Here is a 16,135-nt window from a genome sequence, read left to right on the forward strand (position 1 = left end):
CGCCGTGGCGCGCCGGCGCATTCCTCGAACGTGATCGACTATCTGATTCTCGGCGGCGGCTCGGCGGGCTGCGTGCTCGCCGCGCGCCTGTCCGAAGACGCCGGCAAGACTGTGTGCCTCGTCGAAGCCGGCCGCAACATCTCGCAGGCCGACATGCCCGCGGCCATTCGCAGCCGCTATCCCGGCCGCGCGTATCTCGACACCACTAACATCTGGCAGCGGCTCACCGCGCGCATGAGCGCGACGGCCGCGATGCGCCGCTACGAGCAGGCGCGCGTGCTCGGCGGCGGCTCGGCGATCAATGCGCTGATGGCGAACCGCGGCGCCCCCGCCGACTACGACGAATGGCACGCGCTCGGCGCCCACGGCTGGAACTGGACCGCATGTCTGCCGTACTTCCGCAAGCTCGAAACCGATTGCGATTTCGGCGGCGAACTGCATGGCACGAGCGGCCCGCTGCGCGTGCAGCGCGCGAGCTGGGCGCGCGTTTCGCCGTTCGTGCGCGCGGTGCTCGGCACGCTCGACGCGCGCGGCCACCGACGTCGCGACGACCAGAACGGCGTGTGGGAAGACGGCACGTTCATCGGCGCGATCGGCGTGAGCGAAACGGGCGAGCGTATTCCGACCTCGGTCTGCTATCTCGACGACACCGTGCGCGCCCGCACCAATCTCACAATCGTGACGGACACCGCCGTCGAGCGCGTGCTATTCGATGGCAAGCGCGCGATTGGCGCGCTCCTCGCGAATCGCAAGGAATTGCGCGCGGCGAAGGTGATCGTCTGCGCGGGCGCGATTCATAGCCCGGCGCTCCTGCTGCGAAGCGGCATCGGCCCGGCCGCCGATCTCGCCGCGCTCGGCATCGACGTCATCGCGGATCGCGGCGGCGTCGGCGGCAACCTGATGGAGCATCCGTCGATTGCGGTCTCCGCGTTCCTGCCGCCCGCGGCCCGCACGCCCTTTCCCGACGAGCATCACGAACAAGCCGTCGTGCGCTTTTCGTCGGGCCTGCCCGGCACCGTTCCCGGCGACATGCACGGCGCGATTCTTTCGCGCTCGGGCTGGCATTCGGTCGGCCACCGGCTGGGGACGATCTTCTTCTGGGTGAACAAGTCGTACTCGCGCGGGCGCGTGAAGCTCACGTCGGCGAATCCGCTGGACGAGCCCGCCGTCGACTTCAACATGCTCTCCGATCCGCGCGATCTGGAGCGGCTGAAGCTCGCGCTGCGCTTCGGGGCAGAGACGCTCGCCGATCCGCTGATGGCGCGGCATCGCGCAACGGTTTTGCCGACGAGCTATTCGCCGCGCGTCGCGAGCGTGGCCGTGCCGGGCTTGTGGAACGCGTTCCAGCGCGGCTTGCTTGCTGCATTGCTGGATATCGCGGGGCCGTTGCGGGCGTGGCTCGTGAGGCGCGTGGTGACGCAGGGCGTGACGCTGGATCGACTACTCGCCGACGATGACGAACTGACGCGCTTCGTCACGCGTTCGGTGGGCGGCACGTGGCATCCGTCCGGAACGTGCCGCATGGGCGCGGCGGACGATCCGCTCGCGGTTTGCGACGCGCGCGGCGCAGTGCTTGGCGTCGATGGGCTCTATGTGTGCGACGCGTCGCTGATGCCGTCGATTCCGTGCGCGAACACGAATGTGCCGACCATCATGATCGCGGAGCGGATCGCGGATATGTTGCGGGGACGTGGGTGATGCGGCGCTTCATCACGACGACGTGACCGCGTCCAACACGAGCCCGTTCCCGCCAAGCGCGTCGCGCAACTTCAACCCGGGATACGCACGATCGACGACCGCCATGTCCGCGCGCGTCTCCTCGATGATCCAGTCGCGCAGATCGGCGACGACCGGCCGCAGCGGCCGATTCTCCGGCCAGACGAGGCAGCACCGCCGGTTCGTCACGACGACTTCCTGCTCCGCCGGCAGCAACGCGCCTTGCGAAAGCCAGTGCGACACCACGTTGAGCCATCCCAGCGCGATGCCCTGACCCAGCAGCGCGGCCTGCACGACGATCGCGTAGTCGTTGAAACTCAGCATGCCCGCCGCGTGCCGTCCGTGCCCGGCGAAGGTGGCGAAGCGCTCGTGCCAGCCGCGCTCGCCGTCGTCCATCACGATCACCGTATCGCCCTGCTCGCGGCCCGCCGCGCTCGCCGACGTCTCGTGATAGCGCGGGTTGCAGACCGGCAGCAGCGTCTCCGGCATCACGAGCACGCTGTTGTCGCCGATCTCGTCCTCGCGCATGAAGCGCATGCCGAGATCCACGTCGACGAGCGGTCCGCCGATGCGCCCCGAGATCAACTGAAACCGCAGATCGACCGACGGAAACGCCTGGTTCAGCCGGCTCATGCGCGGCATCAGCCAGTGCGTCGTGAACGCGGTGGACACCGAGAGCGTGACCGATTCCACGCCCGTCGCCCGCGCCTCGATCTCGCGGATCGCGCTTTCTATCCCGTTGAAGCCTTCGGAAATCTTCCGGTAGAGAATCCTGCCGTTCTCGGTCAGTTCGATGCCGCCGCGCACGCGCTCGAACAAACGCACGCCCAGATGGTCTTCCATCCGTGACAGCATGCGGCTCACGGCAGGCTGGCTGACGTAGAGTTCCTGTGCCGCGCGCGTGAAGTTCCCGCAGCGCGCAGCGGCCTCGAAGACGAAGAGCGCATTGGCGCTCGGCAGTTTTTTGCGAAGGTTCGGCATGACCTGATGTTATGCCTGATCCAACAATTTGGGAATTGCCGCCAAAAAAGACGCGGCCTATATTTTCTTCAACGCAGGCTTCTCAGCGAGAAAAAACGCAATGGACGCACGAGCGAAAACAGGTGTTTCGATCCGATCGGCAGCGAAGCGTTACGGCCCGGTCGTGGCCCTCGACGACGTATCGCTCGACATCGCTCCCGGCGAATTCGTGTCGCTGCTCGGGCCCTCGGGATCGGGCAAGACCACGCTGCTCGGCATCCTCGGCGGCTTCGTGCAGCCGAGTTCCGGCGCGGTCTGGGTCGGCGAGCGCGACATTACATTTGCGCCGCCGCACAAGCGCGACATCGGCATCGTGTTTCAGAACTATGCGCTGTTCCCGCACATGAGCGTCGGCGAGAACGTCGCGTTTCCGCTGCGCGCCCGGCGCCAGCCGAAATCGACGTGGGCAAGGAAAGTCGCCGATGCGCTCGCGATGGTCGAACTCGCGGGTTACGAGAACCGCGGCATCGGCCAGCTTTCCGGCGGCCAGCGTCAGCGCGTGGCGCTCGCTCGCGCGATGGTCTTCGAGCCGCAACTGATCCTGATGGACGAACCGCTTTCCGCGCTCGACAAGCAGTTGCGCGAAACCATGCAAATCGAATTGCGCAGGCTGCACCGCAAGCTCGGCGCGACGATCGTCTATGTGACGCACGACCAGCGCGAGGCGCTCACGATGAGCGACCGCGTCGCCGTGCTGAAGGACGGCCGGCTCGTGCAGATCGACACGCCCGAGCGGCTTTACGACCGTCCGTGCGATGCGTTCGTCGCGAGCTTCATCGGCGAGGCGACGCTGCTTCACGTGACGCGCGCCGGCGACGATGCCGTGCGTCTCGGCGATACCGTCTTGCGTACCGCGCATCCGCTGCCGCGCGGCGAGAAGCTGCTGCTCGCGGTGCAGACGGAAAAGCTGGTGATCGACAGCGGCGACGCGATGAACGGCGTGAACCGTCTCTCATGCCGCGTGACCGAAGTGCTGTATCAGGGCGAAAGCCTGCGCGTGTTCGCCGCGCTCGCCGACGGCACGCCGATCAGTCTCAGGCAGCCGGGCAGCCACGAAGCGCGCCGGCGCATTCCGGAACCCGGTGCGCAGATGAGCGTCGTGCTCGATCCAGAGGACACGATCGTCGTGCCTGCCTGAAGCCGTTTCCGCATTTTTAGCCGCCCGCGCTTCGGGCATTCCTTTCCCGATTCATAGCAAACTGCACAAGGATGATTTCATGAAGCTCACCGATTTCAAGGTCCTGACGTTCGACGTCGTCGGCACGCTGATCGACTTCGAGCGCGGCGTGCTCGCCTCCGTGCGCCGTCTCGGCGGCGCGGCGGCGAAGGACCTGACCGACGACCAGATCTTCGAGCCGTACATGCGCGGCCGCGCCGCCTATCCCGGCCGTTCGAGCCACGAGATGGCGAACGTCTACCTGTCGCTCGCGAAGGAACTCGGTCTGCCCGACGATCCGCAATCGGCCGCCGCCTTCCAGCGCGACGTGCTCGAATGGCCCGCGTTCGCGGATTCGGTCGCCGCGTTGAAGCGCCTGCGCAAGCACTATCGCCTGGTCGCGATGACGAATGCGGATCGCGTGGCGTTGTCGGCGTATGCGCACACGCTCGGCGACCCGTTCGACGACACCGTCTGCTGCGACGAAACGGGCGTCGCCAAGCCCGATCCGCAGTTCTTCGCGTACAACCGCGGCCGTCAGGCGGCGTTCGGCTACAAGTTCGGCGAGATCCTGCACACGGCGCAGAGCCAGTATCACGACATCGGCATCGCGACGCAGCTTGGTTATTCGACCTGCTGGATCCAGCGCCGTCAGAACCAGAAGGGCTTCGGCGCGACGCCGGTCCCCGAGGCCGTCACGACGCCGACCTTCAGGTTCGCGACGCTCGCCGCGCTCGCGGATGCGGTCGAAGCCGAAGCGCGTCAGGCCGCCTGATCCATGCTCGCGCCGACTCCGAAGCGTCCGCTCCCCGACACGCTATGGCGCGCGCTCGCCTCCGATGCGCCGTTCAGCGCGGGCGCTACGCTTGCGCGCGACCTCGATGTCGAGGTCGCGATCATCGGCGCGGGCTATTCGGGGCTCTCGGCCGCGTATGCGCTGCAAAAGCGCGGCGTCGAGTGCGTCGTGCTTGATGCGAACCCGGTCGGCTGGGGCGCGAGCGGGAGGAATGGCGGCGTGGTGTCGTCGAAATTCAGGCTGTCGTTTCCCACGATCCACAAGGTGCACGGCCTCGATACCGCGAAGCGCATGCACCGGCTCGCGCACGAGGGCGTGCGGGTGGTCGAATCGTTCGTCGACGAATTCGGGATCGGCCGCGCGCGCTTCGAACACACGGGCAGCCTGCGCTGCGCGCATACGGAACGCGCGCTCGCGGCGATCTGCGCCGAGGCCGACTGGGTGCGCACGACGCTCAACGATACGTCGATGACCGTGCAGTCGCGCGCCGAAGTCGAGCGCGAGACGGGTTCGAAGGGCTTCGTCGGCGGCGTGTTGAGCGCGGATGCGGGCACGATCCTGCCGCTCGAATACGTGCGCGGGCTCGCGCGCGGCATGACGGCCCGCGGCGTGCCGATCTGCGAATCGACGCCGGTGCTGAAGATGCATCGCGCGTCGGGTGATGCGCGGGTCACGCTCGTCACGCCGGGCGGCACGGTGCGCGCGAAGCAGGTGATCGTCGCGACCAACGCCTACTCGGATCTGACTTCGGCGACAGCGCCTTATCAGCGTGAACTCGTGCCGTTTCGCAGCGCGATGATCGCGACCGAGCGCCTTCCCGCCGATCTCGACGCGCGTCTGATGGTCGAGCGCCGCAGTTACACCGAGACGCGGCGCATGATGAAGTGGTTCCGCAAGGTGGACGGGCGCATGCTGTTCGGCGGCCGCGACGCGTTCGGCAAGGAAGGACAGATGACCGGCTTCGATGCGCTGCAACGCGCGATGGTGGCGCTCTTTCCCGATCTCGCGGATGTGCGCATCGAGTATCGCTGGTCGGGTTATGTCGGCATGACGTTCAATTCGCTGCCGCACGTCGGACGCAGCGACGATGCCACGACCTTTTGTCTGGGGTATAACGGCGCGGGCGTCGCGATGGCGAGTCTGCTCGGCCAGCACGCCGCGGCGCTCGCGCTCGGCGAGACCCCCGAGCTGTCCCTGCTCGGCGCGCCGGGGCTCAGGCCAGTGCCGTTTCATTCGCTGCGCGCGCCGGGCGTGAGGCTCGTCGCCGCGTGGTATCAGATTCTCGACGCCATAGGTGCGTGACCCATGCTCTCAGGTGCATCATGACGACTGCCAAGCGGATATTCGAAGGACCCACACTGATGCAGGCCACCGAGTCCGATCCCGGGGTGCGCTACCAGCGCCGCGAGGACCGCACGATGCTTCTCCTGATGACGCCCGCGCTCCTCGTGATCGTCGTGTTGCTGCTCGTGCCGCTTGCGTGGCTGTCGTGGCAGTCGATCTATCACGACGGCTTCACGCTCGAAAACTATCGACGCATGTTCACGGGCGCCTATCTCGACACGTTCCTGCTGACCTTCAAGCTGAGCATCATCGTGACGGTCATCACGCTGCTGCTCGGCTATCCGGTCGCGTACTTCGCGGCCTCGCTGTCACCGAAGCTGAGTGCACTCGTGCTCGGCATGGTGATCCTGCCGTTCTGGACGAGCGTCCTCGTGCGCACCTACGCGTGGCTCGTGCTGCTGCAACGCACCGGTATGATCAACAAGTCGCTTCTGGCGATGGGCCTGATCGACCGGCCCGTGCAGCTCGCCTACAACCAGTTCGGCACGATCATCGCGATGGTGCACATCCTCTTGCCGTTCATGGTCCTGCCGCTCTATTCGGCGATGCAGAAAATCCCCTCGAATCTCTCGCAGGCGGGCGCGAGCCTTGGCGGCTCGCCGCTGCACGTGTTCATGCGCGTGTTCCTGCCGCTCTCGATGAGCGGCGTGTTCGCGGGCGTCACGCTCGTGTTCGTGCTGTGCCTTGGCTTCTACATCACGCCCGAACTGATGGGCGGCGGCAAGTCGATCATGGTGTCGATGGTGGTGAGCCGCAACGTCGAGATCTACAACAGCTGGGGCGCGGCGAGCGCGGTGAGCGTCGTCCTCCTGATCTGCGTATTCGCGATCTTCTATGCGGCGAGCCGCGTCGTGCCGCTCGAAAAGACCCTGGGGGCGAAATGAAGCGCTTCTCGTTCGGACGCATCGTCCTCGGCGCGACGGTCGCGCTGATTCTCCTCTTCCTGATGGTGCCGGTGCTGATCGTCGTGCCGCTGTCGTTCTCCGACACGCGCTTCATGACCTTCCCGCCGCCCGCGTATTCGCTGCGCTGGTATCACTCGTTCTTCGACAACCCCGCGTGGATCGACGCGGCGCGCACGACGCTCACCGCATCGGTCTGCGCCGCGCTGATAGCGACGCCGCTCGGCGTCGCCGCCGCCTACGCGATCCAGAACGGCACGCACTGGATCATGCGCTATCTGCGCACGCTCCTGATGCTGCCGCTGATGGTGCCGATCATCATCGTCGCGGTGGGCGTGTTCTTCGTGTATTCGCAGGCGGGCTACGTGAATACGCTCGGCGGCCTGATTCTCGCCGATACCATGCTCGGCCTGCCGTATGTCCTGATCTCGGTCGGCGCGGACCTGCGTACCTTCGACCGCACGCAGGAGATGGTGGCGCGCAGCCTCGGCATGAACCGCTTTCGCAGCTTCATGACCGTCACGCTGCCGCAGATCAAGGCGAGCGTGATTTCCGGCGCGGTGTTCGTGTTCATCCAGGCGCTGGATGAAACGGTCGTCGCGCTGTTCGTCTCGGGCGGATCGAATCAGACGCTCACGCGCCGCATGTTCGTGACGCTGCGCGACGAAATCGATCCGACCATCGCCGCGATCAGCACGATGCTGACCGCGCTGACGCTGTGCCTCGTGATGATCGTCGTCGTGAGCCGGCGTTCTTCTTCCGCCGCGCGCGCCTGAACCCTTCTGAGTGAAACCCATTCGCATGAACCATGCACTGAAGTTCTACATCGACGGCGCGTGGGTCGAGCCGTCCGGCCCGGCGCGCCTTCCTGTCATCGATCCCTGCACGGAAGAAGCCTTTGCCGACGTGGCAATGGGCACGCCCGCCGACGTCGATCGCGCGGTGACGGCTGCGCGGCGCGCGTTCGCATCGTTCTCGCAGACAACGCCCGATGAGCGCCTGGCGCTGATCCGCCGCATCCTAGAAGTCTTCATGGCGCGCCACGACGAACTGGGCGACACGATCTCGCGCGAGATCGGCGCCCCGCGTGCGCTCGCGCATGCATGGCAGGCGGGCATCGGGCGGCGTCATCTGGAAGAACTCATCCGCACGTGCGAGACGTTCCAGTGGCAGCGCAGAAAGGGCACGACGCTCGTCAACCACGAGCCGGTCGGGGTCGTCGCGCTGATCACGCCGTGGAACTGGCCGATCAACCAGATCGTCTGCAAGGCCGCGCCCGCGATCGCGGCGGGCTGCACGATGGTGCTGAAACCGAGCGAAGTGTCGCCGCTGAACGCCGTGCTGTTCGCCGAGATACTCGATGCAGCGGGCGTGCCGCCCGGCGTCTTCAATCTCGTGAACGGCGACGGACCGACCGTGGGCGCCGCGCTCGCGGCGCATCCGGAGGTCGACATGGTGTCGTTCACCGGCTCGACGCGCGCGGGCATCGAGATCGCGAAGCTCGCGGCGCCGACCGTCAAGCGCGTGCATCAGGAACTGGGCGGCAAGTCGGCGAACATCCTGCTCGACGACGCCGATTTCGAAGCGGCCGTGACTGCGGGCGTCAACTCGTGCTTCGGCAACAGCGGGCAGTCGTGCAATGCGCCCACGCGCATGCTCGTGCCCGAGGCGCGTCACGAAGAAGCGGTGGCGATTGCGCGTCGCGCGGCCGAAGCGCATCGCGTCGGCCCGGCTGACGATGCGCGCACGACGATGGGACCGGTCGTCAGCGCGCTTCAGTTCGAGCGCGTGGAGCGGCTGATCGCGATCGGCATCGACGAAGGGGCGCAGGTCGTGACGGGCGGACCCGGGCGTCCGGCGGGTCTCGAGCGCGGCTATTACGTGCGGCCGACCGTGTTCGCCGGCGTGCGTCCTTCGATGACCATCGCGCGCGAGGAAATCTTCGGGCCGGTGCTCGCGATCATGCCGTATCGCGACGAAGAAGATGCGATCGCGATCGCCAACGATACGCCGTTCGGGCTTGCGGCCTACGTGCAGTCCGGAGATCTGGCGCGCGCGCGGCGTGTGGCGCTCAGGTTGCGCGCGGGCAGCGTCTATCTGAACTATCCGTCGTGGGATGCGGGTGCGCCGTTCGGCGGGTACAAGCAGTCGGGCAATGGCCGTGAGTACGGCGAGTGGGGTCTGGAAGCGTTCCTGGAAGTGAAGGGAATCGTGGGGTATGGAGCGTAACCGGGGCGTGCGTCCATAACAGCAACCGCCCTCGCCCCATCTCCCTACCGCCCCGCGCTCTGCAAGAACGAACTCGGCGTCATCCCGCAAAACCGCTTGAAGTGCCTCGCGAAATGGCTCTGGTCGAAGAAGCCGACCTCGGCCGCAACGACCGACCCCGGCACGCCGGCAAGCAAGAGCGTTTGCGCACGCCGGATGCGCACGCCGCACAGATACCGATACGGCGACAAACCGACCTGCTTCCGGAACACGGTCGCAAACCGCGAAACCGAAAGCGACGACAACTCGGCGAGTTGCGCAAGCCGCACTGGCTCGTCGAAATGCGCTTCGATGAAAGCGAGCGCTTCGTCGAGCGGGGCCGCCGTCCTGGTAGACATCATGTCGAGAGCACCGGAGTAGAAGGCGCGAGGGCAAACCGCCGGATGGAAAACGAATCGAGCGGGATCGGCGTCGCGCCGGTATCGACGAGTTCGGCCAGCGTCTCGCCCACGCCCGGCCCGATCTGGAATCCCGACCCGCTGAACCCGAACGCATAGAACAGACCATCGACCTTCGAACTCGGCCCGATCACGGGCTCCGAGTCCGGCAGATAACTCTCGACGCCGCTCCACACGCGGATCACGTTGAGCGGCGCCATCGCGGGCACGAGGCGGCGCAATTGCGCGAGCTGGCCCACCGTGTTGTGCGGCAGCACCGACGCACGTCGCGTGTCGGCATCGGCGGGACCGGGCGGGCCGCCGCCCAGGATGATGTTGCCGCGTGGAATCTGCCGGAAATAGATGCTCTCCGCCTTCACCGACGTGTACACGCCCATCGAAGACCGGAACACGTAAGGGACCGGCTCGGTCACCGCCATCTGCGGCCCGCGCGCGACGAGCGGCACCGGCTCGCCGAATTGCTGCGTGAGCGCGCTCGCCCACGCGCCCGCGCAGATCACGAGTTGCGCCGCGCGATAGACGTCGCCCGCCGCGCTCTCGACGCGAAAGCCGCCGCCCTCGCGCTCCACGCGCACGATCTCCGCGTTCTCGACGATGCGCGCGCCGAGCCGCGCCGCCGCGCGCGCGAAGGCGGGCGCGGCGAGGCGCGGGTTCGCGTGGCCGTCGAACGGCGAGATCGACGCGGCGAGCACCTCGCGTCCGAGAAACGGAAAGCGCTCGAACATCGCCGCGCCATGCAGCACTTCGAGGTCGAGGCCATAGGCGCGGGCATCGGCGGCATAACGGTCGAAATAGTCGGCGTCGTGCGCGTGATAGCAGACACGCGTATGGCTCGACGCAAGGAATTCGACGTCCTCGTTGAGCAGTTCCTTCGAGCGCCGCCACGTGTCGAGCGCGCGATTCGCCATCGCGAGTTGCGGCAGCGCGCGTCCTTGCCGGCGAATGCCGCCGAAGTTGACGCCGCTTGCCTGCTGACCCGTGAGGCCGCGTTCGAGCAGGATCACGGAACGCTTGCGGCGCCTCAGGAAGAACGCCGTCGACGCTCCCATGATGCCGCCGCCGATCACGATCACATCGGCTTCTGCGCTCATTGCGCGCTCTCCTCTTCGATGTCCGCTTCCAATGCCACCGGCAGCGGCTTGACGGGCGCCTGTCCGCGCAGCCGTCCAACCGACGACAACGGCACGCGCGCTTCCGCCGCGATCACTTCGGCGCCGGCGTGGGCGCAGAAACGCCCCTGGCAGCGTCCCATGCCGACGCGCGAAAACGCCTTCGCGCGGTTCGCTTCCGCCGCGCCCGTCTCGCGCACGACGCGCCTCAGTTCTCCCGCCGTGATCGCTTCGCATCGACACACGATGGTGTCGTCGGGCAGGTTCGCGGCGAAGCGCGCAGGCCACGGAAACGCGGCGCGCAAACCAGCGGCGAAGCGCGTAAAGCGCGCGAGGTCGGCGCGCAAGGGCGCGGGGCTCGCGGCCCGGATGCCGAGGTCGGCGAGCGCCGCCAGCGCCGCCAGACGGCCCGAGCGTTCGGCTGCATCGGCGCCGCGCACGCGTGCACCGTCGCCTGCGAGATAGACGCCCTTCACGCTGCTGCGGCCGTCTTCGTCGATATGGGCAAGCCATTGCTGCACGGCCTCGTCGAAGCGGAATTCGCAGCCGGCGAGATCGGCGAGCTGCGTCTCGGGACGCAGGTGATAGCCGAGTGCAACGGCGTCGCACGCGATGTCCAGCTTCGCACCGTTCGCGCGCGCCACCTGCACGCCCGCCACGCCATGTTCCGTGGATCCGTCGATACGCACCGGCGTCACGCCACGATGGACCGGCACGCGCGCGCGCTTCAACACGCCGATCAGCGCGATGCCCTTTTTCAACGCGGCGGGAATCGCGAGCAATTGCGGCAATGCACGAAGGCGCTGCATCGCGGTGGACGTATCGAGCACCGCTGCGACCGTCGCGCCCGCCTTCACGTACTGCGCGGCGACGAGGTACAGCAACGGACCGCTGCCCATCATCACGACGCGCGCACCGATCGCGCAGCCCTGCGACTTCAGCGCGACCTGCGCGCCGCCGAGGCTATAGGTGCCCGCGAAGTGCCAGCCGGGCACGGGCATCAGGCGGTCGGTCGCGCCGCTGCAGACGATCAGCGCGTCGAAGGCGAGTTCGCTGTACTGCGTGCCCGAAACGAGATGCACGTGCTTCGCGCCGATGTTCCAGACGAGCGTCTCCGGCCGATAGTCGATGCGGTCCTTGAACGCGTCGAAGTCGCGATGCAACGCGGCGGCGCGCCCGGCTTCCGTGCCATAGAGCGTGTCATACGAACGCGAAAAGCCGTCCGGCTGCCGTCTATAGATCTGCCCGCCGTCGCGCCGTCCTTCGTCGATCACGACCGGCACGAGCCCCGCTTCCACCAGCGCCTGGGCCGCGCGCACGCCCGCCGGCCCCGCCCCGATCACGACTACCCGCGCGGCCATACGCCCTCCCCGGCGGCAAGCCGCGTTACGATCGACATGCCGGGCGAGGCCGGCGTCGTGCAGGCGCGCACGCGGCGGCCGTCGGCCGTCCACACCCAACAGTCCTGGCACGCGCCCATCAGGCAGAAGCCAGCGCGGCGGCCGTCGCCGAATTCGGAGTCGCGCAAGGTGTCCTGCGCGATGAGGAGCGCGACCATCAGCGTGTCGCCCTCGGCGGCCTGCGCCATGACGCCGTCGATCTGGATCGCGAACGTCTCGCGGCCCTGTTCCGCGACCCGCACGAAGCGTCCGCTCATACCGCCACCGGGTCGGCGGTCTGCATGCGGTTCAGGTCGGCCGCCGAGTGATGGCAAAGAATTTCCGCGCCCGAAGGCAGCTTTTTCATCAATGGCGGCGTGACGTTGCATTTGCCGTCGATGCGCACCGGACAGCGCGCGCGGAAACTGCACAGTTCGCCGAGACCGCTGCTTGCGCCCATCGGCGGCAGCACGGCGCCTGCGATCTCGCGGCGCGCGTCGAGCCAGCCCGGCTGCAGCGCGGGCACCGAATCGACGAGCAGCCCCGTGTACGGGTGATATGGCGGCGCGGCGAGCACGTCGCGCTGGCCCGCTTCAACACGCTGGCCGGCATAGAGCACGATGACTTCGTCGCAGATCGCGCGCACCGTAGAGATGTCGTGGCTGATAAACATGTACGACACGCCCAGTTCGCGGCGCAGCTCGGCGAGCAGTTCGAGGATCGCGGCGCCGACGACCGTATCGAGCGCCGACGTCACTTCGTCGCAGAGGATGAGCGCCGGATCGGCGGCGAGCGCGCGGGCAAGATTCACACGTTGTTTCTGTCCGCCCGACAGTCCGCCCGGCTGGCGCTTCGCAATCGACGCGGGCAGCTTCACCAGATCGAGCAGTTCGAGCATGCGCTTGTGCGCCGCGTTGCCCCGCAGGCCGTGATAGAAATTCATCGGCCGCGCGAGGATATCGGCGATCGTGCGGCTCGGGTTCAGCGCGGTATCGGCGTTCTGGAACACGATCTGGATGCGCCGGTACTGGTCGAGCGTGCGTCTGGACAACTGCGCGGGCAGCGGCTTGCCGTCGAGCAGCACCTCGCCGCGCGCGCGATCGACGAGACCCGCGACCACGCGCGCGAGCGTCGTCTTGCCCGAGCCCGATTCGCCGATCACGCCGAGCGTGCTGCCGCGCACGATCTTCAGGCTGACGTCGTCGAGCACGCGCACGGCGGGCACGCCCTTGCTGTCGATGCGCCCATAGCCCGCGCTCAGTCCGCGGATTTCGAGCAGCGGCGGCACCGTGTCCTTCGATACCGCTATCGCTTCCGGCTCGGGCCGGCGCGTCGCCGCGAGCAGTTGACGCGTGTAGGCATCGACGGGCGCATCGAGCACTTGCGCGGTCGTGCCGTTCTCGCGCACCGTGCCGCCGTTCAGCACGACGATACGGTCCGCCATCTGCGCGACCACCGCGAGATCGTGCGACACGTACACCGCCGTCGTGCCGAGTTCGCGGATCACCTTCTTGAACGCCGCGAGCACTTCGATCTGCGTGGTGACGTCGAGCGCGGTCGTCGGTTCGTCGAACACGACGACGGCCGGATCGGTGATCAGCGCCATCGCCGCCATCAACCGCTGCAACTGGCCGCCGGACACCTGATGCGGATAGCGTGCGCCGATCGCCTCCGGTGCCGGCAGCGCGAGCGCGCGAAAGAGCGCGATGGCCTTCTCGCGCGCGGCGGCGGGCGTCATCAGCTTGTGCAGGAGCGCGGGCTCGGTCACCTGGTCCATGATCGTGCGCGCGGGGTTGAAGCCCGCCGACGCGCTCTGCGCCACATACGCGACGACGCGTGCTCGCAGCGCACGCCGGCCGCGCTCGTCGAGCGAGAGCACGTCGAGATCGCCGATGCGCACCGAGCCGCCCGAGATCGCGCATCCGGCGCGCGCATGACCGAGCAGCGCCAGCGCGATGGTCGTCTTGCCCGAACCCGATTCGCCGATTAGCGCGAGCACTTCGCCCTTCTTCACCGAGAAATCGACGCCCTTCACGATCTCGACGACCGCATCCGGCGCCACGCCGCCCGTCACGCGCAGGCCCTTCACTTCGATCATGCTCATCATGCGGCTCCCCCGCGCCCGCTCTTGCGGCGCAGATTGTCGATCAAGAGATTCACGCCGATGGTCAGCGTCGCGATCGCCACGGCCGGCATCAGCACGGCGGGCGCGCCTTCCGAGAGACCGCCAATGTTCTCGCGCACGAGCGAGCCCCAGTCGGCGTTCGGCGGCTGCACGCCGAGACCGAGGAAACTGAGGCCGCTCAACAGCAGCACGATGAACACGAAGCGCAGGCCGAAGTCCGCGAGCATCGGATGGATCATGTTCGGCAGCACTTCGACGCGCGCGATGTAGAACAGCCCTTCGCCGCGCGCCCGTGCGACCTGCACGTATTCGAGCGTCATCAGGTTGACCGCGAGCGAGCGCGAGATGCGGAACGCGCCGGGAATGTAGGCGAGCGCGGCGACCATCGTGAGCATCGGAATCGACGAGCCGAACGCGGCGATCACGACGAGCGCGAGCACCTTGCTCGGAATCGAGATCAGCGCGTCGAAGAGACGGCTCAGGATTTCGTCGACCCAGCGGCCCGACACCGCCGCGATCAGCCCGAAGAAGATGCCGATGCAGCTCGCGAGCACCGCCGCCGCGAGCGCGAGCCCGACCGTGTAGCGCGTGCCGTAGAGAATGCGGCTCAGCATGTCGCGGCCCAGATAATCGGTGCCGAGCGGATAGGCGGTGCTATACGTGCCGAAGATTTCCGTCGACGTGAGCACGCCGCCCTTGTACGGCGCGACGAGCGGCCCGATGAACGCGACGACGAGCCAGAACACGACGATCACGAGGCCGATCAGGCCGAGCACGGAAAAGCGGCGCGTGAGACGGCGCAGCATGCCGGGCCGCACGGCAGTCACTTCGGGCAGCGGCTCCTGCAACGCGGGCGCGGCGACATCGGCTTCGTTGTCCGAGACCGCATAGAGAACGGTGGTGGCGTGGGGAGTGGTGGCGGGTCGGATCATCGTTGACGCAGCCTCGGGTTGGATACGATTTGACACAGGTCGGCAATCAGCACGAGCGCCAGATACGCGACGCAGAACACCATCACGCAGCCCTGCACGAGCGGCATGTCGCGGTTGGTGACGGCATCGACCATCAGGCTCGCGAGCCCCGGATAGTTGAAGATCGACTCGACGATCACGACGCCGCCGAACAGATACGACAGCGAAAGCGCGACCGCGTTGGCGATCGGACCGATGGTGTTCGGCAGCACATGGCGCAACACGATGCGCATCGGCGAGGCGCCCTTGAGCAGCGCCATCTCCACATACGATGCGGTCAGCTGGTCGAGCACCGCGGCGCGCGTCATGCGCGCCATCTGCGCGACGATCACGCAGCAGAGCGTCATCACGGGCATCGCGTAGATGCGAAGCAGCGCGCCAAACGACGACACCTCCGACAGATACGACAACGCCGGGAGCCAGCGCAGCTTCACCGCGAAGATCAGCACCGCGACGGTTGCGATCAGGAACTCGGGCACGGCGACCGTCGAGAGCGTGAGCACGTTGAGCGCGCGGTCGAGGAGCGAGCCGCGGAACATCGCCGACGAGATGCCGATCACGAGCGCGATCGGCACGGAGACGAGCGCGGTCAGTCCGGCGAGCACGAGCGAATTCGGCAGGCGCGTGGCAATCAGTTCGCTGACCGGCAGGTTGTTCGAGAGCGACGTGCCGAAGTTGCCGCTCACGATATGAACGAGCCACTGGAAGTAGCGTTGCAATGCCGGCTGGTCGAGCCCGAATTGATGCCGCAGCGCAGCCACCGCTTCCGGCGTGGCCGCCTGGCCGAGCGCCTGCTGCGCGGCATCGCCGGGAAGCAGGCCGGTGATCGCGAACACCACCGCCGACACCAGCAACAGCGTGAGCAGCGCGAGTCCGAGGCGCGCGGCGATGAGTCGTTGCGCGTGTGCTTTCATCGGTATCGCCTCCTGGGTTGGGGACGCACGCCGCATG

At 67.3% G+C, this 16,135-nt stretch carries 15 protein-coding genes; 7 read left to right on the plus strand and 8 right to left on the minus strand.

Annotated features, from left to right (window positions below; translation table 11 throughout):
• Nucleotides 1–30 precede the first annotated feature (30 nt).
• A complete protein-coding gene (locus tag QCE48_RS23990; RefSeq protein WP_309782705.1) occupies nucleotides 31–1,698 on the plus strand; it encodes a GMC family oxidoreductase N-terminal domain-containing protein in 1,668 nt (555 codons plus the stop codon).
• 12 nt (nucleotides 1,699–1,710) lie between these two features.
• Here the strand turns inward: QCE48_RS23990 and QCE48_RS23995 are convergent, their stop codons facing one another.
• The gene (locus QCE48_RS23995; RefSeq protein ID WP_309782707.1) at nucleotides 1,711–2,697 is read right to left on the minus strand and encodes a LysR substrate-binding domain-containing protein; all 987 of its coding nucleotides are present in this window, start codon (nucleotides 2,695–2,697) and stop codon (nucleotides 1,711–1,713) included.
• Between the two features lie 100 nt (nucleotides 2,698–2,797).
• Here QCE48_RS23995 and QCE48_RS24000 point away from each other — a divergent pair, with 100 nt between their 5' ends.
• The 6 genes from QCE48_RS24000 to QCE48_RS24025 all read left to right on the plus strand — a co-directional run bounded on the left by QCE48_RS24000 (nucleotide 2,798) and on the right by QCE48_RS24025 (nucleotide 9,163).
• Nucleotides 2,798–3,874, plus strand: coding sequence for an ABC transporter ATP-binding protein (locus QCE48_RS24000; RefSeq protein ID WP_309782708.1), 1,077 nt, complete (start codon nucleotides 2,798–2,800; stop codon nucleotides 3,872–3,874).
• A gap of 79 nt (nucleotides 3,875–3,953) precedes the next feature.
• The gene (locus QCE48_RS24005; RefSeq protein ID WP_309782709.1) at nucleotides 3,954–4,667 is read left to right on the plus strand and encodes an HAD-IA family hydrolase; all 714 of its coding nucleotides are present in this window, start codon (nucleotides 3,954–3,956) and stop codon (nucleotides 4,665–4,667) included.
• 3 nt (nucleotides 4,668–4,670) lie between these two features.
• The gene (locus tag QCE48_RS24010; RefSeq protein WP_309782711.1) at nucleotides 4,671–5,990 is read left to right on the plus strand and encodes an FAD-binding oxidoreductase; all 1,320 of its coding nucleotides are present in this window, start codon (nucleotides 4,671–4,673) and stop codon (nucleotides 5,988–5,990) included.
• A gap of 20 nt (nucleotides 5,991–6,010) precedes the next feature.
• Nucleotides 6,011–6,916: an ABC transporter permease gene (locus tag QCE48_RS24015; protein ID WP_309782712.1), complete on the plus strand. Its 906-nt coding sequence runs from the start codon at nucleotides 6,011–6,013 to the stop codon at nucleotides 6,914–6,916.
• Entirely contained in the window at nucleotides 6,913–7,710 is a 798-nt protein-coding gene (locus tag QCE48_RS24020) for an ABC transporter permease (protein WP_309782713.1), read from the plus strand. The genes QCE48_RS24015 and QCE48_RS24020 overlap by 4 nt, the downstream gene beginning before the upstream one ends.
• Nucleotides 7,711–7,735: 25 nt before the next feature.
• Nucleotides 7,736–9,163 (plus strand): aldehyde dehydrogenase family protein, encoded by a 1,428-nt coding sequence (locus QCE48_RS24025; RefSeq protein WP_309782714.1) that lies wholly within the window; start codon nucleotides 7,736–7,738, stop codon nucleotides 9,161–9,163.
• A gap of 44 nt (nucleotides 9,164–9,207) precedes the next feature.
• On the opposite strand, the gene QCE48_RS24030 is transcribed toward QCE48_RS24025, so the two are convergent.
• From QCE48_RS24030 to QCE48_RS24060, 7 genes are read right to left on the minus strand one after another with little or no spacing between them, the layout of a single operon-like run.
• Entirely contained in the window at nucleotides 9,208–9,540 is a 333-nt protein-coding gene (locus tag QCE48_RS24030) for an AraC family transcriptional regulator (RefSeq protein ID WP_309783770.1), read from the minus strand.
• Nucleotides 9,540–10,691: an FAD-binding oxidoreductase gene (locus QCE48_RS24035; RefSeq protein ID WP_309782715.1), complete on the minus strand. Its 1,152-nt coding sequence runs from the start codon at nucleotides 10,689–10,691 to the stop codon at nucleotides 9,540–9,542. The genes QCE48_RS24030 and QCE48_RS24035 overlap by 1 nt, the downstream gene beginning before the upstream one ends.
• Complete coding sequence (locus QCE48_RS24040; protein WP_309782716.1) at nucleotides 10,688–12,070, minus strand: FAD/NAD(P)-binding oxidoreductase; 1,383 nt, start codon at nucleotides 12,068–12,070, stop codon at nucleotides 10,688–10,690. Before QCE48_RS24040 ends, QCE48_RS24035 begins: the two co-directional genes overlap by 4 nt.
• Nucleotides 12,055–12,366: a (2Fe-2S)-binding protein gene (locus tag QCE48_RS24045; RefSeq protein ID WP_309782717.1), complete on the minus strand. Its 312-nt coding sequence runs from the start codon at nucleotides 12,364–12,366 to the stop codon at nucleotides 12,055–12,057. The genes QCE48_RS24040 and QCE48_RS24045 overlap by 16 nt, the downstream gene beginning before the upstream one ends.
• Nucleotides 12,363–14,192, minus strand: a complete 1,830-nt coding sequence (locus tag QCE48_RS24050; RefSeq protein WP_309783772.1) for an ABC transporter ATP-binding protein — start codon at nucleotides 14,190–14,192, stop codon at nucleotides 12,363–12,365. The genes QCE48_RS24045 and QCE48_RS24050 overlap by 4 nt, the downstream gene beginning before the upstream one ends.
• Complete coding sequence (locus QCE48_RS24055) at nucleotides 14,192–15,145, minus strand: ABC transporter permease (RefSeq protein ID WP_309782719.1); 954 nt, start codon at nucleotides 15,143–15,145, stop codon at nucleotides 14,192–14,194. Before QCE48_RS24055 ends, QCE48_RS24050 begins: the two co-directional genes overlap by 1 nt.
• On the minus strand, nucleotides 15,142–16,098 hold the full coding sequence (locus QCE48_RS24060) for an ABC transporter permease (protein ID WP_309782720.1): 957 nt from the start codon (nucleotides 16,096–16,098) through the stop codon (nucleotides 15,142–15,144). The genes QCE48_RS24055 and QCE48_RS24060 overlap by 4 nt, the downstream gene beginning before the upstream one ends.
• Nucleotides 16,099–16,135: the final 37 nt, after the last annotated feature.

The organism is Caballeronia sp. LZ024 (genome assembly GCF_031451455.1).
Classification (GTDB): domain Bacteria; phylum Pseudomonadota; class Gammaproteobacteria; order Burkholderiales; family Burkholderiaceae; genus Caballeronia; species Caballeronia telluris.

Bases quoted from the DNA above. Each gene is read 5' to 3' on its own strand.
- QCE48_RS23995 (WP_309782707.1), bottom strand. From the start codon at position 2,697: ATGCCGAACCTTCGCAAAAAACTGCCGAGCGCCAATGCGCTCTTCGTC.
- QCE48_RS24000 (WP_309782708.1), top strand. From the start codon at position 2,798: ATGGACGCACGAGCGAAAACAGGTGTTTCGATCCGATCGGCAGCGAAG.
- QCE48_RS24005 (WP_309782709.1), top strand. From the start codon at position 3,954: ATGAAGCTCACCGATTTCAAGGTCCTGACGTTCGACGTCGTCGGCACG.
- QCE48_RS24010 (WP_309782711.1), top strand. From the start codon at position 4,671: ATGCTCGCGCCGACTCCGAAGCGTCCGCTCCCCGACACGCTATGGCGC.
- QCE48_RS24015 (WP_309782712.1), top strand. From the start codon at position 6,011: ATGACGACTGCCAAGCGGATATTCGAAGGACCCACACTGATGCAGGCC.
- QCE48_RS24020 (WP_309782713.1), top strand. From the start codon at position 6,913: ATGAAGCGCTTCTCGTTCGGACGCATCGTCCTCGGCGCGACGGTCGCG.
- QCE48_RS24025 (WP_309782714.1), top strand. From the start codon at position 7,736: ATGAACCATGCACTGAAGTTCTACATCGACGGCGCGTGGGTCGAGCCG.
- QCE48_RS24030 (WP_309783770.1), bottom strand. From the start codon at position 9,540: ATGTCTACCAGGACGGCGGCCCCGCTCGACGAAGCGCTCGCTTTCATC.
- QCE48_RS24035 (WP_309782715.1), bottom strand. From the start codon at position 10,691: ATGAGCGCAGAAGCCGATGTGATCGTGATCGGCGGCGGCATCATGGGA.
- QCE48_RS24040 (WP_309782716.1), bottom strand. From the start codon at position 12,070: ATGGCCGCGCGGGTAGTCGTGATCGGGGCGGGGCCGGCGGGCGTGCGC.
- QCE48_RS24045 (WP_309782717.1), bottom strand. From the start codon at position 12,366: ATGAGCGGACGCTTCGTGCGGGTCGCGGAACAGGGCCGCGAGACGTTC.
- QCE48_RS24050 (WP_309783772.1), bottom strand. From the start codon at position 14,192: ATGAGCATGATCGAAGTGAAGGGCCTGCGCGTGACGGGCGGCGTGGCG.
- QCE48_RS24055 (WP_309782719.1), bottom strand. From the start codon at position 15,145: ATGATCCGACCCGCCACCACTCCCCACGCCACCACCGTTCTCTATGCG.
- QCE48_RS24060 (WP_309782720.1), bottom strand. From the start codon at position 16,098: ATGAAAGCACACGCGCAACGACTCATCGCCGCGCGCCTCGGACTCGCG.